Here is an 18942-nt window from a genome sequence, read left to right as displayed (position 1 = left end):
TTAGAAGAGGGAGTGGTAGATAAATGCCTTTACGGTTTAGATGGAAACTATTGGGGATTCCCCTAGTATTGTTGCTTTTGACTATGGCACTTGCCGCCTGCACAGGATCAAAAGCACCTGAGACGCTGAAAAAGGATCAGGCTGGTAGTCAACAAGCCGAGGCTTATAAGGCTACCAAGAAAGACTGGCCTAAAGGAGTAACCTGGTCCGGTTCAGCCTTAGGAGGAGCTCACTATATGTTCGGAGCTGCTCTCGCCAAGGTAGTCACTGATAAACTGGGCGTGCCGATGGCTGTGGAGGCCACCGGGGGTCCGTGGCAGAGCATTGAACTTATCGAGAAGCGTCAGACGGATTTCGGTCCAGTTCCGGGAGCCATGGGTTATGAGGCTTATAATGGGCTTGGTCAGGCTAAAGGGAAGAAATACAGCGACCTCAGGGCTGTCTTCCCCATGTTTCCCCAGTATCTGCACTGGTGGGCCTTTGCCGATAAAGAGATTAAGGATTTTCGTGATCTGAATGGTCGTGCAGTAGATATGTCCGGGCCTGGGAGTTTTCTCAATGATTACGGGATGAAATTATTCAATTACTTCAATATCAAGCCTAAGAGGGTTACTAATATGGCTAACTTTTCCGACGCCAATGAGCTACTAGTCAATGGGCAAATTGACGCGGTCGGGGCCTGGAGCGGGGTACCTGCTCCGGCGGCACAGGAGATGGCTATCACCCGGAATATAGCCATCATCGGGGTTAATAAGAAGGACGCTGAGGAGTTTGCTGCCAAGAACCCGCTGGCTGTAGGGACTATCCCGGCCAATACGTACAAAGGTCAGACAGAACCCGTTACGACGTTGGTGGTGTGGACCTTTGTGGGTACCCATAAAGATCTACCTGAGGACTTTATCTACGCGGTGGTCAAAGCTGCTTCCGAAAACAACAAGGACCTGGTTGCCAGCTATAAAGCTGCGGTTGACGCTTTACCGGAAAATGCTAAGTATGCTACCTTCCCCCTTCATCCCGGAGCGGTGAGGTATTTTAAGGAAAAGGGGATACAACTCCCTGATGGGGCTATTCCTCCGGAAATGAAGAAATAAAGAAATATCTGGTCTGAAGGTAACCAAAGTATTTAGCAAGTCTGGGGGCCGGGTTGTCCGCCTTTCAAGGTTTAGCTTGCGTGCCTTTTGGTTGGCGCGGTGGGTCGGCAACCCGGTCTCGGAGGTGTTAGGATTTTCATTTAGCCTGAGGGGAAGGCCCACGGGCATGGCAAAAAAAGTAGAGATTAAGAGTAACGGTCATTATGCTGTTTAAGGGAGGATATTTATGGAAAAAAGTGAAGATCTGGCTATAAAAGGTAGTGGAGTAACAACTGAGGACCAGGATACGCTCTTGAATCTTGAAGGAGAAGCTAGGGTCGTTCGCTTACGGACCCTAAGGGGAAAGGTGGGAACGTTTGCCTATATAGTAGGAGTACTGATGACGCTCTTCCATCTTTATGTACTATATGTGACCTCTATTGATCCTTGGCTTTTTAGGGGCGGCCACTTGGTTTTTGCTTCTATACTAGTTTTCCTGTTAATACCGGCTAACACCCGGTCGCCCAAAGATCGACCTTCAGTGGTCGATGGTCTGCTTATAGTAGCATCTGTCGCTACAATAATATATGTAATACTGGATTTCAGAGCTCTTATGTATCGGGCGGGTGGTGCCCTGGCAACGCCGGCGGATATGCTGTTCGGGTTACTGGCGGTAATCGTGGTCATGGAGATGATGCGGCGCACTTCCGGTTACGCTTTACCCATTATAGCACTATTTTTTATAGTATATGCCCTGGTCGGACCGCAACTTCCAGGGATGCTATGGCATCGCGGCTATTCCTTTAACAGGATTATAAGCTTTTTATTCAGCCCGGTGGGCATATATACTATTCCCTTGGGTGTTTCGGCGCAGTATGTTTTCATCTTCATCCTTTTCGGTACCTTTCTCCAGCGCTCCGGGGCAGGAGAGTTGTTTATCAAACTGGCGTTGGCTGTTACGGGGCGCAGCCGGGGTGGTATCGCGAAGGTACCAATAATTTCTAGTGCCCTTTTTGGTACGATTTCGGGCAGTGCCGTTGCTAACGTGATAGTTGATGGTTATTTGACCATTCCCCCCATGAAACGGGCGGGATTTCGCGCCGCTGTAGCAGGAGCCATTGAAGCCGTGGCTTCCACGGGCGGACAGTTAATGCCCCCGGTAATGGGCGCGGCCGCCTTCCTCATGTCGGAGGTAGTAGGTATTCCCTACTACCAAATAGCTATTGCGGCCGCCATCCCGGCTATTTTGTATTATGTTAGCCTCTATTGGATGGTGGATTTTGAGGCCGCCAAGATGGGAATACAAGGGTTGTCCCGGGATAAACTGCCGAACCTCCGCCGTTTAATCGCTGGTGAGGGGTATCTGCTTCTGCCTCTACTGGGTTTAATCTTCGTTTTAGTAGTGATGGAATCCTCGCCCACTCGCGCCGCTTTATGGGCCATTCTCATAACCCTAGGTAGCAGTTGGTTAAAACGGGAACGAATTTTTGGGTTGAAGGGCATCCTTGATGTCATGGCTACTGCTGCTAGGGGTACAATGGATATAGCAGCCACCTGCGCCGGAGCGGGGATCGTCATCGGCATACTTTCTCTCACTGGTTTAGGATTGAAAGCAACTTCGATAATTCTTGGCTTTGCAGGTGGTAACTTGTGGTTGGCACTATTCTTGAGTATGATCATTACTATCATTCTGGGAATGGGCCTACCTACTGTAGCTGCTTACGCCACCGCAGCTGCTGTAATTCCTCCTGTTCTGACGCAAATGGGAATCCCAGAACTCGCGGCGCATATGTTCATCTTCTATTTTGCCTGTCTGGCTACCATCACGCCGCCAGTTGCCATTGCTGCCTACGCTGCTGCCGCCATTGCCGAGGCGCCTATGTGGGCCGTGGGCTGGACAGCAGTAAGAATCGGTCTGGCTGGTTTCATCGTCCCTTATATGTTTGTTTTTGGACGGGAACTACTGTTTCAGGGGGGTCCGGCTGCAATAGGTTTGGCTGTTCTATCGGCCTTACTTGGAACCACAGCTCTGGCGGCAGCGGTGCAGGGCTGGCTACTCACAAGGCTTACTCCTGTGGAACGGGTATTACTGTTAGCTGCTGCTTTGCTCTTAATTAAGCCAGGATTGTTGACAGATCTTATGGGTTACGGGATATTCGCCGTCATATTTGCCATTCAAAAGGTTGCCAGCAGACGGAAAGCTCTTGAAGCTTTAGACAGAGAGTTAGCGAAATCATAGCTTCAAAACTTGGAGGACTTTGCGATACGTGTGATTATAGTTTCTACGAGGCGGAAAGATACGATTATTGCGTTGAAGAGAGAACTAGCGGGCTATTCCTATGTTATTGTTCACGATAAGGCCGGTTTGAGGTGGAGGCTGCGAGGGCTCAAGTTTTGGTAAATAGCAGCATAGGGTTTCTTTTTAAAATTTGTTGACAAAAAAATTATCTACCTGGTAGAGATCTTTTGCCGGTCCAACAGTTTGGGGTGGCGACAGACACCGTTAATCTCACCAGTTCTACCGAGCGCGGCAAGGCTGGCTATTAGGCCGGGTCAGCCTCTTGAAAAGAGGTCTACTGTTGGTGGCTGCTTTAACCCTGATCCATCAGGGACTTTTTACAGAATTACTTGGATACGGGAGGGATTAGCTTGCATATAGGCCTCCTTTCTAAATCGCCCAACACGATTCAGGTATTAGAGAAAGAATTGGCTGAACACCACCTGGTGGTTATCCAGAACAAGGAGCAGTTGCTGGGCGAGGTGGAGTCGCTGGAAATCCTGGTAACTAGTAGTATGGGTTTTCCCCTTAATTTTGTGAACCGAGAAATATTCGAAAAGGCGCGTCGTCTCCAGCTTATTCAGCATTTTGGGGTGGCCGCGGATGTGGTTGACTTGAGTATTGCCCAGGAGTTTGGCGTTCCCGTGGCCAATGTACCGGGCTTGAACACTGTGGCGGTGGCAGAACTGGGTATCTATTTAATTTTTGCCCTGGCCAGAAGGGCGCGCCTGGCAGCCCAAATGGTTGAAGAAAAACGCCTGGGTGAACCCGTGGGAACCGAGGTGGCTGGTAAGACCTTAGGCGTGGTAGGCCTCGGGCGAATAGGGACAGCACTTGCCTTGAGGGTCAAAGGATTGGGTATGAGAGTACTGGCGGTGACGGAGAATCCAACACCGGGACTGGCCAGAGCCCTGGGCATAGAGCTTGTCCAAACTCCAGAATACCTTATTGATTTGTTAGCTCAGTCAGATTATGTCGTTTTAACGTTACCGTTAAATGAAAAAACCGTGGGGCTGATTGGGCCCAGAGAGCTGGCAGCCATGCGACCGGGGGCCTATTTAATAAATCTTTCCCGGGGACCCCTGATTGACCGCGAAGCCTTGTTGCATGCCCTACAATCTGGCCGACTGGGTGGTTTTGCCACCGATGCGGCCTGGGAAGAACCGGCTGACCCAAATGACTGTATATTCACACAACCAAATGTAATTCTCACGCCTCATATTGGGGCAACTACCAGAGAGGTTTTGGAAGCTACAGCCAGGGTCGTGCGCGAAAATGTAGACCGTGTCGCCAGGGGAGAGAAACCCCTGTACATGCTCACGTAACTATAAGCTTGCTAAAAGTAACCCAAACTACCAGATAGGAAAGCGAGTGATTTTATGCCTCAATCGATGAACCTGACTCAAAAGATTTTAGCCGCCCACCTGGTGGAGGGTTCCCTGGAACCCGGGAGCGAAATTGCCATCAAGCCCGATCAGGTTTTAACCCAGGATGCCACCGGGACGATGGTTTATCTTCAATTCGAAACTACAGGCCTTAATCGTATTAAGGTTGATCTGGGAGTTAGCTATATAGACCATAACTTATTACAGGTTGGTTATGAAAATGCCGATGACCACCGCTATTTAGCCTCGGTGGCGGCCAAATTCGGAGTCCACCTTTCCAGGGCTGGCAACGGCATCTGCCACCAAATCCACCTTGAGCGTTTTGTTCGCCCCGGCGGGTTCTTGCTGGGGTCTGATAGTCACACGCCTACAGCCGGTGGGGCGGGCATGCTGGGCATAGGGGCCGGTGGCCTGGATGTGGCCGTGGCCCTAGCCGGTGCGCCCTATTTCTTGCGCATGCCCAGGGTTGTAAGAGTTGAATTAAGGGGCAGGCTTCGGCCCTGGGTTGCAGCCAAGGACGTTATTTTAGAACTTTTGCGTCGCCTGACGGTCAAAGGCGGTGTGGGGTGTATTTTTGAATATACTGGACCAGGGGTAGCTACCCTTTCGGTATATGAAAGGGCCACTATCTGCAATATGGGTGCGGAGCTCGGGGCCACTAGTTCACTCTTTCCTAGCGACGAGAGGACGCGGGAATTTTTCCAAAGTGTAGGACGGGAAGAGGACTGGCAGCCCCTGGAAGCAGATGTGGGGGCCGATTACGACGAGGAAATTGTTATCAACCTGGATGAACTGGAACCGTTAATCGCCCAACCCCACAGTCCCGATAATGTTGTTAAAGTGAACGAAATTGCGGGAATGCCGGTGCAGCAGGTGGTTATAGGTAGCTGTACCAACTCTTCCTTGGAAGATATGGCTATTGCGGCCGAGATACTTAAGGGTAAAGTTATCCCGCCCCACGTTAGCCTTGTCATCGCACCAGGTACCAGGCGGATCCTGCGCATGATGATAGCCAATGGTATTTTAGATACCCTTATAGAGTCCGGAGCCCGCATTTTAGAGGTGGGCTGTGGTCCCTGCAATGGAATCGGCCAGTCACCGGCTTCTGGCAGTGTGTCGGTACGGACGGTCAACCGCAATTACCGGGGGCGCAGCGGCACGGAAGATGCTCTTGTTTATATCGCCAGTCCTGCGGTGGCGGCAGCGACCGCCCTGAGGGGCAGGATTACCGACCCCCGGGAACTGGGAGATATGCCGGAGCTTAAAATCAGCAAGATCTATCCCGTGGACGACAACCTTATTGTAACGCCGCCGCCCGAAGGAGAGAAGGTAGAGATTGTCCGTGGTCCCAACATTAAGCCCGTGCCTCAGACCGACCCCCTGCCGGATAAGCTCGAACTAACAGTTATGCTTAAAGCGGGCGATAATGTAAGCACGGATGATATTATCCCCGGTGGGGCGAGATTGCTCTCCCTGCGTTCCAACATCCCGGCCATGGCCGAGTATACTTTCAGCCGCCTGGATAGCGGCTTTGTGGGCCGCGTCAAAGAACATAACCGGCCCTGGATGGTGGTAGGGGGGGAGAATTTTGGCCAGGGCTCGAGCAGGGAGCATGCCGTTTTAGCGCCTTTATATTTAGGGCTAAAAGTTGTGGTTGCCAAATCCTTTGCCCGCATTTACCGCCAGAACTTGATCAATTATGGCGTCCTGCCTTTAATTTTGGCCGAGCCGGAGGATTATGCTTGTATTAGTTTGGGCGCAGTTTTTACTCTTGAAAGGTTAAGGAACAAGTTGCTAGAGGAAAAAAGCCTGGTGTTGGAGGATAAAAGTAAAGGGCTGAAAATCCCTGTAGTCCACGATTTGTCGCAGCGGGAAGTAGAACTTATTTTAAGCGGAGGTCTTTTACGCTACGTAGGTAGTAACAATTAAACAAAACATGTAGGTGTCGGCGCATCTATAGCAGATACCCCTTGCCCGAGGTAAGGTGTCGGCTTATGGTAAGTCTTTAGCAGTTGCTTGATAAGGTCGGAGGAAATACTAAAGGCTCACCTCTAGTATGGGTGGTAAGGACCTCGTCTTAGTTACCCCTACAAAGAAATTATCATGGAGGAAGCGACCAGGTTCCTTAAGAAACTCCAGGCACCGGTGATTCCTATTACCCTGGGTTCCGGGGAGCAAAAGCGTCAATATGTCCCCCCTGGATATTGATGTTTCTCCCTTTGATAACTCGAATTCCAAGAAAGAGGGTGTTTCCAGGACATATAAGGGCCATGACGGTCATGCACCTATCTTCGCCTACCTCGGCAGGGAAGGCTACTGTGCTAATACCGAACTAGGGGCCAGGAAACAGCATTACCAAAAAGGGACGCCTGAGTTCCTGCGCCAGGCTATTACTTATGCTCGTACCATTACTTCACTACCACTTTTAGTACGAATGGATGGCGGCAATGACAGCCAGGATAATCTTCAGGTCTGTTTGGACCCGGAAATTAAAGCCGATTTTATCATTAAGCGTAACCTGCGTAAGGAAACGCCAGAAGCCTGGCTGGCCATTGTTAAGGAAAATGGTTCCGCCACCGTAGAGCGGGAGGGAAAAACCGTCTATAGAGGGCACCAGTTGGTGAAAATTGAGGGCTCTGACACCCCTGTCCGCCTGGTGTATAAGGTCACCGACGTCTCTAGTTCAACATGCCCGGCAGGTCAAATTACGGTTTGGCCAGCACAGCCCCTGGTATCCAGCTTTCCGGCACCTGTATGTGGCGTTAGCTTAATACAGAACTTTTGGCTGCAGTTAGTTATTGAAGCAGGCCCAAGCCTCTTTATTACAGGAGGTCTACTTTACTATTCCCATATAAAGGAGGCCATAGATAGGGAACCATAGTCATTATCCCTATAATGCACTTTTGACCCAATTTAATGTTACGATAGGTGTTAAATATAACTACTAACACCATTTACTGTAAATGTGAGCATGATAGTTTGCTGTTATCACGGATTCAGGGTTCATATAGAGGGAGAAGGAAGGGAGAGCTTATGGGTAATACTTATGGTTTAGAGCGCTTGGGTCTCATTAATCCCGGTACTGTTTACCGTAACCTGCCGGTGGCCCGGCTGGTTGAAATAGCCCTGGCCCGGGGAGAAGGCCTCCTGGCTCCCAATGGGGCTTTAAGCGTTAATACCGGCAAGTATACCGGCCGTTCCCCTAACGACAGGTTTATCGTGGACACTCCCGCTGTCCACGACAGCATCAGCTGGGGTACCGTTAACCAGCCTGTGAGCGAGGCAACCTTTGAACGCCTCTACAGCCGCCTGACGGCCTACCTCCAGGGAAGGGATCTCTTTGTTTTTGACGGTTTTGTCGGGGCCGATCCCGCCTACCGCATGCCCATCAGGATCGTCAACCAGTATGCCTGGCAGAACTTGTTCGTTCGCCAGCTTTTTATCCGGCCGGCGGCGGATGAACTCACCGGGCATGAACCCCAGTTTACCGTTATCTGTGCCCCGGGCTTTAAGGCCATCCCGGAACATGACGGCACCCGCTCCGAGGCCTTTGTTATCCTCAATTTTGACCGCCGTGTGATAATCATCGGCGGTACCTCCTATGCCGGCGAGATGAAAAAATCCATCTTTACCGTCATGAACTACTTGTTACCCGAACAAGGCGTTTGTCCCATGCACTGTTCCGCCAATATAGGCCCGGCAGGCGATACGGCCCTGTTCTTCGGCCTTTCCGGCACCGGCAAGACCACCCTGTCGGCCGATCCGGAACGCTTCCTTATTGGCGACGACGAGCACGGCTGGTCGGACAAGGGCATTTTTAACTTTGAAGGCGGTTGCTATGCCAAGTGTATCAAGCTTTCCGCCGAGCACGAACCCCAGATCTGGAACGCCATCCGTTTCGGCAGCGTCCTGGAGAATGTGATGGTAGACCCCGATTGCCGGGCCATTGACTACGACAGCGATGCCCTGACGGAAAACACCCGCGCCGCCTACCCGGTAGATTTCATCCCCAACGCCGTCATTCCGGGGGTGGGCGGCCATCCCCGCACGGTAGTTTTCCTCACCGCTGACGCCTTTGGCGTTATGCCGCCCATAGCCAAACTCACCCGGGAACAGGCCATGTACCATTTCCTGTCCGGTTATACCAGCAAGCTGGCCGGCACCGAGCGGGGGATTACCGAGCCCCAGGCCACCTTCTCCACCTGTTTCGGGGCCCCCTTCCTGCCCCGGTCGCCCATGGTTTACGCCAACCTCCTTGGGGAAAGGATAGCCAGGCACAACGCCAGCGTTTACCTGGTCAATACCGGCTGGACCGGGGGACCTTACGGCACCGGCCGGCGCATGAGCCTGCCCTATACCCGGGCCATGGTCCGGGCGGCTTTAAACGGTGAACTGGATGAGGTGGAATTTACCTCCGACCCTGTTTTCGGCTTTCTGGTACCTGAAGCCTGCCCCGGGGTCCCGGCGGAAATTCTCAATCCCCGTAATACCTGGGCGGAACCGGAAAGATATGATGCCATGGCCCGCAGGCTGGCTGGCCTCTTCAGGGAGAACTTTGCCAAATTCAGGGACGTCCCGGCGGGTATTCTGGCGGCCGGACCTGTCAGTAAGTAGAAATGCTCCTGCTAAGAATATAAAAAAGCCGGCTGTATATGATATACACCGGCTTTTTGATTCCGGAAACCTTTCAACCTTTACGGGCCGCATTGGAAAGGGTAACGACCATGCTGACTTCGCCGGCTGAACTGGCCCGGTCGAAAAGGGAGCGGATACCGGTCCAGACCTGTTCTTCCGTACCGTGGATTTCGGTGCTGATGGGGCCTACATTGTAGCTAACGCCCTGCCGGGCCAGGGATTGGATAGAGTCGTTGATAATCTCGCTGGCCCGGGTCGTCTTCTGGGGATAAAGGCTGACCTCGGCGCTGAGCATAGAGATACCTCCTGTCGCTATGTCTTAAAGACGCCGTCTTTGTTTGCCGCCGTGCGGGCTTCGATATAAGCAAAGACGGAGTGTTTTTATTTTTTGTCCGGGAGATGGAAGTTATGCAGAGGGACAGGATAGAAGCCATCCTGCAATCCTTGCGGGTTGCTTACCCGGGGGCGCGGTCGCGCCTCAAGTACAGCAATGCCTTTGAACTCCTGGTGGCGGCCATCCTCTCGGCCCAGACCACCGACGATCAGGTTAACAAGGTAACAGTCGAGCTTTTCCGGCGTTATCCCACGCCGGCAGCCTTAGCGGCGGCAGACCCGGAAGAGGTTGCCGCCTGTATTAAAAGCCTGGGCCTGTACCGGATGAAAGCCGCCCACCTGGTGGCTGCCTGCCGGAACTTGGTGGAAAAATATGGTGGCCGGGTACCGGACAACCTGGAGGAACTCCTGGATCTTCCCGGCGTAGGCCGCAAAGTGGCCAATGTGGTCCTGAGCAACGCCTATGGCCGGGATGTCATCGCTGTCGACACCCATGTCTTCCGGGTGGCCAACCGCCTGGGCCTGGCCTGTGCCGGTAATGTCCGGGAGACGGAAAAGCAGCTGATGGCCGTCCTGCCGCCGGGCAGCCGCGGTGAAGCCCACCACCTGCTGATCTACCACGGCCGGGCGGTCTGCAGGGCCAGGCACCCCGGGTGCCGGGAGTGTGTGGTTAGTAGTTACTGTAGTGATGAGGATCACAATGGCCGGGGTAAGGCATCACAATGAGCTTTGCGCAAAGGAGATAAAATAAAGGTAAGCAAAGCAGCTTGATAAAAATCTATGTCTCCCAAGAAGGTGATCTTATGAAACGCAAGATTGTCCGCATAGACGAAGAGAAATGCACCGGCTGCGGCCTGTGCGTATCGCCCTGCGTCGAGGGGGCCATTGAGATTGTCAACGGTAAGGCCAAGGTCCTGCGGGAGGAGCTGTGCGACGGCGCCGGGGTCTGCCTGAATGTCTGTCCTACCGGCGCCCTGACCATCGAGGAGCGGGAGGCACCGGCCTTTGACCCGGTGGCCGCGGAAAAGAACCTGGAGGCCAAAAGGGCTCAAGGCGCATCTCCCCGCTGCCTGCGTTGCGGCGCTGATGAAACCAGGGCCGTCCTTCTCTTGGCCCGCCACCACGGCGAAAGCACCTGGGTTTGTACCCGCTGCCTGCCGGTACTGATCCACGGGTAAAGCTTTTAGTGAATAAGTTGCCCGGGGTATTTACTTCGTTGCCTGTTGCCTGGTGTAATTTAATAGTCCTCCGGCCAGGATGACGGCCTGCTGGCGGGGGGAAAGACCGTGGCGCACTTTAAAGGTAAAGCCCCTGGTAACGTTGGTAACTGCGATTTCATCCTGCCCCAGGCCGGCGTGCAAATCAATGTTCAGGTTATCACCGGCTGCAATGCGGTCGTAATCGGCCGGGTCGGTAAAGGTTAGCGGCAGGATGCCGAAGTTCACCAGATTACTGCGGTGGATACGGGCGAAGGATTTGGCGATGACGGCCTTGATGCCCAGGTACATGGGGCAGAGGGCGGCATGCTCGCGGCTGGAGCCCTGGCCGTAGTTTTGCCCGCCGACAATTATTCCCTGGCCGGCTTCCCTGGCCCGCCGGGCAAAGGTCGGGTCCACTCCCTCGAAGGCGTGCTCGGCCAGGGCCGGGATGTTGGAACGCAGGGGCAGGTATTTGGCCCCGGCCGGTGAAATATGGTCAGTGGTAATATTATCACCCGTCTTTAAGATTACCGGCGCTGCAATCACCGGGTCCGGCGGCTGGGGTAACGGCAGCGGTTTGATGTTGGGCCCGCGCCGGATCTCCACCCGGGAACCGTCCTCCGGCGGGAAGATGAACATGCCGTCGTCTACGGGGAAGCTTGCCGGTAAAGTTATATTGATGGGGTCATCCAGTTCCCTGGGGTCGCTTAAGTATCCGTTGATGGCCGTGGCGGCAGCAACCTCCGGGCTGGCCAGGTAAACTAAAGCGTCAGCAGTACCGCTGCGGCCCTGGAAGTTGCGGTTGAAGGTACGCACCGAGACACCACCTGAAGGCGGGGCCTGTCCCATACCAATGCAGGGGCCGCAGGCACACTCCAGGATGCGGGCACCTGCCGTGATCAGGTCGGCCAGGGCACCGTTCGCCGCCAGCATACGGAAGACCTGACGGGAGCCGGGGGCAATAACCAGGCTGACGTCCGGGTGGACGCGCCGGCCCTTGAGGATGGCCGCTACGCGCATGAGATCGGTATAAGAAGAATTGGTACAGCTACCGATGGCCACCTGGTTGACTTTAATGGGTCCTGCTTCCCGGACGGTGGCCACGTTATCCGGCATGTGGGGCCTGGCCACCAGTGGTTCCAGGCTTCCCAGGTCAATATCAATGACCTGCTCATAAGTAGCATCGGGATCCGGCAGTAATTCTACCCAGCCGGCAGCCCGTCCCTGGGCGGCCAGGAAGGCCCTGGTAACCTCATCGCTGGGAAAGATAGAGGTGGTGGCGCCCAGTTCGGCACCCATATTGGTAATAGTGGCTCGTTCCGGTACGGAAAGGGTGGCAACACCATCCCCGCCGTATTCGATGATTTTACCCACCCCGCCTTTTACCGTCAGGCGGCGTAAAACCTCCAGGATAATATCCTTGGCACTGACCCAGGGGGATAAACGGCCGTGTAAATTGACACGGACGACGGCCGGCATGTTAAAATAGAAGGGACCGCCGGCCATGGCCACGGCGACCTCCAGGCCGCCGGCGCCTATAGCCAGGGCGCCCACCCCCCCGGCGGTGGGGGTATGGCTGTCAGCACCCAGGAGAGTTGTCCCCGGGACGGCAAAGCGCTCCAGGTGAACCTGGTGGCAGATGCCGTTACCGGGACGGGAAAAGATGATGCCGTATTTAGCGGCTATGCTCTGCAGGAAAAGGTGGTCATCGGCGTTTTCAAAGCCGGTCTGGAGGGTATTATGGTCGACATAGCTGACGGAAAGTTTGGTCCGCACCCGGGGGATGCCCATGGCTTCCAGCTGCAGGTAGGCCATGGTGCCGGTGGCGTCCTGGGTCAGGGTCTGGTCGATGCGGATGGCAACTTCCTCCCCCGGCACCATCTTGCCGGCTACCAGGTGCTGGCTGATTATTTTCTGGGCTAAATTCTGGCCCAAGATAGTTTCCTCCTCTCCATAAATATGAAGTGGGAAGTGAGAGGTCAGATATAATAAATATAACAAAAGTGGGCCGAAATGTGAACCCGTTACCGGTAGGAGGGAACATAAAAATAACCCTGGCAGAAATGAGCTAATTCATGGGGAGGAACTAGGGGAATGGTAATAGGGGTAAGTACAGCAACCCTGCGTATTGCCGGGGCAAGGAGCCTGAAGGATAAGCGGCGGGTGCTGAAGAGTGTCCTGGCGCGGTTGCACAACCGCTTTAACGTCGCCGCCGCCGAAGTAGGGCGCCACGACAGCCACCAGGAGGCCGAGGTGGGCATTGCTTGCGTCAGCACCGCCGGCAGCCATGCCGACCAGGTCCTGGCCGCGGTCATGGGCTTTTTGGAGGCTGAAGGTGAGATCGAACTGGTGGATTATCATACGGAGTTACTTTAGTCTGGAAGAACCCTTCAACGCGGGCTAGATACCGCCGGTGAAGCATGAAAATGAGAGGGAAGGCTTGCGATAAAAGATCATTTTCAAATGAGAGGGAAGGCTTGCGATAAAAGATCATTTTCAAAGGAGCAAGAAATTGCCTTGTCACTGCACGTTGTCCTCTACCAGCCGGAGATCCCCCAGAATACCGGTAATATTGCCCGTACCTGCGCGGCTACGGGGACGGTCTTGCATTTAATTCATCCCCTGGGTTTTAGCCTGGATGAAAAGCACCTCAAGCGGGCCGGCCTGGATTACTGGGAGGAAGTAACGATCCATGAACATAACAACTGGCAGTCTTTCCTGGAAACCTACCCCCATGCCACCTGTTACTACCTTTCGACTAAGGGCCATCACCATTATACGGATGTCAATTATCGTCCGGGAGACTTTCTCGTCTTTGGCCCTGAAACCCGCGGCCTGCCTGCCTCCATCCTGGAGCCGGCAGGGGAGAGGGTATTGCGCATCCCCATGCGCCCGGGGCTTCGTTCGCTAAATCTAGCTAATACCGTCGCCCTGGTCCTTTACGAAGCCCTGCGCCAGCTTGCTTTCCCCGGGCTGGTATAAAAAAGGGCCAGGTTGACCTGGCCCCGGATTAAACTTGACTATTTCTTTTAATTGTCACCGAAGAACAGCAAGATGAGGATCAGGAAAAGGATGAAAGCAAAACGTCTGTCTAGGGTTAGGCCGCCCATGTAACTTCCCCTCCTTGACTGGTTTCAATATATCTTATGTTGGCCGCCACAAATGGTGATGACCTAAATCAAAAAGGCCCATCTCTACCTGAGATAGGCCTTTTATCTTTCGAAAACAATGGTCGGGATGACTGGATTCGAACCAGCGACCTCACGGTCCCGAACCGTGCGCTCTAAGCCAAGCTGAGCTACATCCCGGCAGCAAGACTCATTATAACCCAAAAACCGGGTAAAGTCAATGCAGCTTTTCTAAACCAGGTACCGCTGACTTTCCAGGTTATATTTTACTGTTTTTCCAGGCAAGATAAAGATAGCATTTAAAGGAGAAGAAATCCTGATGGCTAATAAATCCTGGCGTTACCTGGGACACAGGAAAAAGGCCGTTCCCCTGGTCGATGAAGGGCAAGCGGCAGCATTGCCGTTGCAATTTAGTCTGGCGGTTAATCTAGAAACTTTACGAGCCATTTTTACCGATTGCCAGGATGTTGTCTTCAGGCAGATGAAAATTGGCGGGGCTATGGGGCATCAGGCGGCTGTTGTTTATGTCGACGGGCTGGTAGCCAATGATATAGTCAATGACCAGATTATGAAATCAATCCTCCTGGAAGCGCCCCAGGCGATGCCGATATTGACGGGGGCACTTTATGAACTCTACCGCCAGGTCAGGGACTCCCTTTTAACTGTAGCAAATGTCCGGGAAATAATTGATTTCCGGGAAGCGGCCCGCTGTATCCTGAGCGGCTTTGCCTTATTTTTACTTGATGGTGTCAACCGGGCCCTGGCTATTGAGGTTTGTGGGTGGGAACACCGGGGGGTGGAAGAGCCGCCTACCGAAGCCTTAATCAGGGGTTCCCGGGAGGGCTTTTCTGATTGCCTGCGGACCAATACGGCCCTCTTGCGGCGCCGCCTGCGGGACCCCCAGCTTAAATTAAAGACTTATTTTTTAGGCCGGCGCAGCCAGACGACAGTTGCCTTAATGTACATTGATGGCGTAGCTAACCCCGGGTTGATCACTGAAGTGGAGCAACGCCTCAACAAAATCGATATCGATGGTATCCTGGAAAGCGGCTATATCGAGCAGTTTATCGAGGATAAATGGTATTCGCCCTTTGCCCAGGTGCAAAATACCGAAAGGCCCGATGAAGCTGCCGCCGCCCTCCTGGAAGGGCGGGTAGTTATTCTGACCGATAATACGCCTTTTGCCTTAATTGTACCTGCGACTTTCAATTCCTTAATGCACAGCCCGGAAGACCACTACCACCGCTGGTTTATTGCCGTCCTGATTCGCACCTTGCGTTTTGCCGGCTCTTTCCTGGCCCTGCTGTTACCATGCTTCTACATTGCCATGGTTTCCTTTACACCGGAAATGATCCCTACCTCCCTGGCCATTTCCATCGGCGCCGGGCGCGAAGGCCTCCCTTTTCCAACTATTATCGAAGCCTTTATCATGGAAAGTGTCCTGGAGCTGTTGCGGGAAGCGGGTATCCGCCTGCCAGGTCCTCTGGGGGAAACCCTGGGGGTGGTGGGGGCGCTTATTTTGGGGCAAGCGGCTGTCCAGGCAGGTATTGTCAGCTCGGCCATGGTAATTGTTGTGGCACTGACAGCTATAGCCGGATTTGTCCTTCCCAGTTATGATGCCGCCATCTCCTTACGGATCTTGCGTTTCTTTTTAATGATCATGGCGGCTGTTTTGGGCCTCTATGGCGTTATTTTAGGGTTAATGTTAATCCTTACCCACATGGTTTCTTTAAAAAGCTTCGGTGTACCTTATCTTAAGCCCTGGGCACCCTGGACAGCCGCGGATCTTAAAGATAGTATTTACCGGGCCGCCCTTTTCAGGGAGCGCCTGCGCCCCGCTTATCTCAGGCCCCTGGAAGCCAGGCGTATGGGTAGGGGGAAGAAAAAGACATGAACCGGGGGAGCCTGTACCGGGCCGGTCTATTTCTATTATTGTTAACAATAATTACCGCTGGTTGCTGGGATAATAAAGACCTGGAGCGCCGGGCCCTGGTGCTGGGAGCAGCAGTTGACCTGACTGCTGCCGGTGGTGATTTGGCGGTGACAGAACTATGGAAAATTACCCTGGAAATGCCGGTCCTGCGCCGCATGGTAACCAGGGGTGGGGGCGGTGGTGGCGGTGGCGGTGGCGAAGGGCAAGACGAGAATACCATGCCAACCTGGCGTTTAACTTTGACGGGGACTACCTTTGCCGAGGCCATAAATAAGGCAGCTACCCGTTCGGAACGGACCCTTTTCTTTGGCCACCAAAAAATACTGCTCATGGGCGAAGAACTGGCCCGCCGGGGTGATTTACAGTCGGTGTTAGATTGGTGGGCCCGCAACCGGGAAAGCTATCTGGCTATTGAGGTTCTTCTGGCCGAGGGGCCTGCCGGGGGTATAATGGAAGCCCGGCCTAAATTTGCCCGGAGTGTCAGCCTGTTTTTACACGAACAGGCGCAGCAAGTCATAAAGACTTCCCGCTTCGTCAAGCATTCTCTAGCTGAAGTGCTGGCCGCCCTGGACGCCGGCCGGGATATTTTACTGGCCAGGGTTAAGATGGGGCCCCGGCAAGAATTAGAAGTTAGCGGGGCGGGTGTAATTCGTGAAGGCCGGCTGGCGGGGTGGCTTACTCCCGCAGAAACCCAGGCCGCCCTCTGGATCACCGGGGAAACTAAAGGTTGCGACATCCTGGTAGTACCGGTACCAGAGTTACAGCAAACTTTAAGTGTAGAATTTGGTAAGCTCCAGGCGGAAGTAAAGCCTCTAATGGAAGAAGATAAATTAAGTTTTACTATAAAAATAAAGGTTGAAGGCAAAATAGCCGAAAAAATGGGCAATCCCAAGTTGTTGGCGGCTGCCGACCTGCAGCAAGTGGAAAACAGGGCGGCCAGATTAATGGAAGAGCGTATCAGGCAGGTACTGGGCAAGTTACAGCAACAGTACCAGGCTGATGTGCTGGGCTTTGGCCGCAAGGTGGAAAAAGTTAGGCCGCGCCAGTGGGAAGCAATGAAAGGGCAGTGGCGGCAAATATATGCCAGCCTGCCGGTTACGGTACAGGTAAAGGTAAACATCAGGCGTACAGGTATGGTGAGCTAAATGCTACCACAAGAAAGAATCGGTACCAGTGAAGCCTTCTTTTTAACTGTAGCCGCCATGATCGAAGTTGGGACCTTAATCGGCGCCAGGGATATAGCCGATCAGGTGGGGGTGGACATGTGGCTGGTTTCACCCCTGGAGACTTTTTTCAGCCTGGGAGCAATCTACATTCTTACCCGCCTGGCCATGAAGTTCCCCCGGCAGGATTTTTACGGCTTCAGCCGGCAAATTGTCGGCCGCTGGCTGGCCTGGCCCCTGAGTTCAGGTTTACTTTTTTACTGGCTCGCTTTGACGGCCCACGTTACGCGGGTTACTACTGATGTAATCAAAAATTCCCTGCTGGCGCGCACGCCGGCCGAAGTAATCCTTTTATCTTTACTTATTGTGGCGGCCTACCTGGCCAGCCGGGGGCTGGAACCTCTAGCCCGGGCCTCGATTATTATTATCATTGTTACTTTACCCCTGATTATGATGCTTTTTTTACTGGTCCTGCCCCATTTGCGCTTTGATAATTTCTTACCGATCTTACCCAGGGGGCCCTGGCCGGTCCTGCGCCTGGCCTTCTGGCGTATTAGCAATGCCGAAGAAATGAGCCTGTTTTTAATCCTGGTTCCCTTTTTGCAGCAGCCGTGGGAAGCCTGGCAGGCTGCCAGCCGGGGTTATCTGGTGGTAATGGTCGTCGTAATCACTGTCCTGACTACCTGCCAGGGAGTATTGGGAATAGAGCTCCTGAAGCATTCTTTAATTCCGGGTTTAAGCGTTACCCAGCTGGCCGAGTTTGCCGGTACCTTTATTGAACGCATTAGCCTGGTTTTTATCTCCCTGTGGATTATCCTGGTGTTTCCTACGGTCGCGGCCCTCCTCTGGGCCAGCGCTTACCTGGCCGGGCGCCTGTGCAATTTAAAAGCTTATCGCCTGCTGGCCTTTTACCAGTTGCCAGTGGTCTATTTCCTGGCCCGGTATCCAGGGAGCAACCTGGAAGTGAAAAGCTTTTTTTTCTTTCTCCAACCCCTGGGCTTTGCTTTCTTACTAATTATACCAGCGATTCTCTATCTTATTGCCATCATACGTTTTCCTCCCGCCGGGTCTTCCTGAAAGCACCGGACTGCCAATCCAGGCAAAAAAGCCGGGGTAGCATTCCCCGGCTGCAAGTGTGTACGCCGTTTATAGGATATAAGCCTGCTGGCATGATAGTTTAAGGGGATTTTACTTGAAGTAGCGGTTAAGCAGGCCTTCCAGGGCCCGGGCGTGGCGGCCTTCGTCCCGGGAGGACTCGTCAAAGAAGTCATGGGCATGGTCGATGTTGTTTTCCTTGGCCTTGACAGCAGCCTCGCGTTTACCTTTGTTGGCCCCCAGCTCGCCGGCCAGCATCTTTTCCAGGTTTTCCTTGGTGCTGGCGCTAATTTTGCCGTTCAGTTCGGCAAAGTGGGCGGCGTGCTCGGCTTCTTCCCAGGCGATTTTCTCCAGGGTCAGGGCCACCTCGGGGTAACCTTCCCGCAGGGCCTGGCGGGCCATGGCGAGATACAGGCCAACCTCCATGGTTTCCCCTTTGAAATTAGCCTCGACGGCATCCTCGACTACCGTGCCCCTGGTTACACCCAGTTTGACGTCATTGACCAGTTCTGCCATTGCCAACTTCCTCCTCCAATAATAGTAATGGTTACTGTTAATGTTTACGGTTTCATTATATATATTGTGCCCATTCCTGTCAACCTTTTCATCAAAAAAATACCGGGGTAAAAGGTTAATATTAAAGCCGGCTAATGACCGTGATAAGTTTTATGTATTTTACACCATACCCTCCCCCATGCTATCCTGGATTTAAAATTGACCAGA

The 18942-nt window shown here is 53.4% G+C and carries 16 protein-coding genes and 1 tRNA gene; 13 read left to right on the top strand and 4 right to left on the bottom strand.

Annotated features, from left to right (window positions below; all coding sequences use genetic code 11):
• The first annotated feature begins 23 nt into the window (after positions 1–23).
• The 6 genes from MGLY_RS01575 (at position 24) to pckA (ending at position 9347) form a co-directional block, all read left to right on the top strand.
• Positions 24–1091 carry a TAXI family TRAP transporter solute-binding subunit gene (locus MGLY_RS01575; protein ID WP_156271428.1) on the top strand — a complete coding sequence of 356 codons (1068 nt, stop codon included), beginning with the start codon at positions 24–26 and terminating at the stop codon, positions 1089–1091.
• Positions 1092–1317: 226 nt separating this feature from the next.
• The gene (locus MGLY_RS01570; protein WP_156271427.1) at positions 1318–3309 is read left to right on the top strand and encodes a TRAP transporter permease; all 1992 of its coding nucleotides are present in this window, start codon (positions 1318–1320) and stop codon (positions 3307–3309) included.
• Between the two features lie 410 nt (positions 3310–3719).
• Entirely contained in the window at positions 3720–4673 is a 954-nt protein-coding gene (locus tag MGLY_RS01565; protein ID WP_170290872.1) for an NAD(P)-dependent oxidoreductase, read from the top strand.
• A 66-nt stretch (positions 4674–4739) separates the two neighbouring features.
• Complete coding sequence (locus MGLY_RS01560; RefSeq protein ID WP_156271425.1) at positions 4740–6662, top strand: aconitate hydratase; 1923 nt, start codon at positions 4740–4742, stop codon at positions 6660–6662.
• Between the two features lie 259 nt (positions 6663–6921).
• Positions 6922–7614, top strand: a complete 693-nt coding sequence (locus MGLY_RS18685) for a hypothetical protein (protein ID WP_156271424.1) — start codon at positions 6922–6924, stop codon at positions 7612–7614.
• Between the two features lie 152 nt (positions 7615–7766).
• Positions 7767–9347 (top strand): phosphoenolpyruvate carboxykinase (ATP), encoded by a 1581-nt coding sequence (gene pckA / locus MGLY_RS01550; protein ID WP_156271423.1) that lies wholly within the window; start codon positions 7767–7769, stop codon positions 9345–9347.
• A gap of 73 nt (positions 9348–9420) precedes the next feature.
• On the opposite strand, the gene MGLY_RS01545 is transcribed toward pckA, so the two are convergent.
• Complete coding sequence (locus tag MGLY_RS01545; protein WP_156271422.1) at positions 9421–9663, bottom strand: YkoF family thiamine/hydroxymethylpyrimidine-binding protein; 243 nt, start codon at positions 9661–9663, stop codon at positions 9421–9423.
• Between the two features lie 113 nt (positions 9664–9776).
• On the opposite strand from MGLY_RS01545, the gene nth reads away from it, so the two are divergent.
• Together nth and MGLY_RS01535 are read left to right on the top strand one after the other, a co-directional pair.
• Positions 9777–10427: an endonuclease III gene (gene nth, locus MGLY_RS01540; protein ID WP_277997881.1), complete on the top strand. Its 651-nt coding sequence runs from the start codon at positions 9777–9779 to the stop codon at positions 10425–10427.
• Positions 10428–10504: 77 nt separating this feature from the next.
• The gene (locus tag MGLY_RS01535; protein ID WP_156271421.1) at positions 10505–10879 is read left to right on the top strand and encodes an ATP-binding protein; all 375 of its coding nucleotides are present in this window, start codon (positions 10505–10507) and stop codon (positions 10877–10879) included.
• Between the two features lie 30 nt (positions 10880–10909).
• Here MGLY_RS01535 and MGLY_RS01530 read toward each other — a convergent pair whose 3' ends face one another.
• On the bottom strand, positions 10910–12835 hold the full coding sequence (locus tag MGLY_RS01530; RefSeq protein ID WP_156271420.1) for an aconitate hydratase: 1926 nt from the start codon (positions 12833–12835) through the stop codon (positions 10910–10912).
• Between the two features lie 159 nt (positions 12836–12994).
• Here MGLY_RS01530 and MGLY_RS01525 point away from each other — a divergent pair, with 159 nt between their 5' ends.
• Together MGLY_RS01525 and trmL are read left to right on the top strand one after the other, a co-directional pair.
• A complete protein-coding gene (locus MGLY_RS01525) occupies positions 12995–13276 on the top strand; it encodes a DUF503 domain-containing protein (RefSeq protein WP_156271419.1) in 282 nt (93 codons plus the stop codon).
• A 141-nt stretch (positions 13277–13417) separates the two neighbouring features.
• Entirely contained in the window at positions 13418–13882 is a 465-nt protein-coding gene (gene trmL, locus MGLY_RS01520; RefSeq protein WP_156271418.1) for a tRNA (uridine(34)/cytosine(34)/5-carboxymethylaminomethyluridine(34)-2'-O)-methyltransferase TrmL, read from the top strand.
• Positions 13883–14129: 247 nt separating this feature from the next.
• Here trmL and MGLY_RS01515 read toward each other — a convergent pair.
• A tRNA-Pro gene (locus MGLY_RS01515) sits at positions 14130–14208 on the bottom strand.
• A gap of 139 nt (positions 14209–14347) precedes the next feature.
• On the opposite strand from MGLY_RS01515, the gene MGLY_RS01510 reads away from it, so the two are divergent.
• From MGLY_RS01510 to MGLY_RS01500, 3 genes are read left to right on the top strand one after another with little or no spacing between them, the layout of a single operon-like run.
• Positions 14348–15922, top strand: coding sequence for a spore germination protein (locus MGLY_RS01510; RefSeq protein ID WP_156271417.1), 1575 nt, complete (start codon positions 14348–14350; stop codon positions 15920–15922).
• Positions 15919–17106, top strand: coding sequence for a Ger(x)C family spore germination protein (locus MGLY_RS01505; RefSeq protein ID WP_156271416.1), 1188 nt, complete (start codon positions 15919–15921; stop codon positions 17104–17106). The genes MGLY_RS01510 and MGLY_RS01505 overlap by 4 nt, the downstream gene beginning before the upstream one ends.
• Entirely contained in the window at positions 17107–18201 is a 1095-nt protein-coding gene (locus MGLY_RS01500; protein WP_156271415.1) for a GerAB/ArcD/ProY family transporter, read from the top strand.
• A gap of 111 nt (positions 18202–18312) precedes the next feature.
• Here MGLY_RS01500 and MGLY_RS01495 read toward each other — a convergent pair whose 3' ends face one another.
• Positions 18313–18735, bottom strand: coding sequence for a ferritin-like domain-containing protein (locus MGLY_RS01495; protein ID WP_156271414.1), 423 nt, complete (start codon positions 18733–18735; stop codon positions 18313–18315).
• Positions 18736–18942: the final 207 nt, after the last annotated feature.

It is taken from the genome of Moorella glycerini (assembly GCF_009735625.1).
Lineage (GTDB): Bacteria > Bacillota > DSM-521 > Neomoorellales > Neomoorellaceae > Neomoorella > Neomoorella glycerini.
This window is presented reverse-complemented; position numbering and strand designations above follow the sequence as displayed.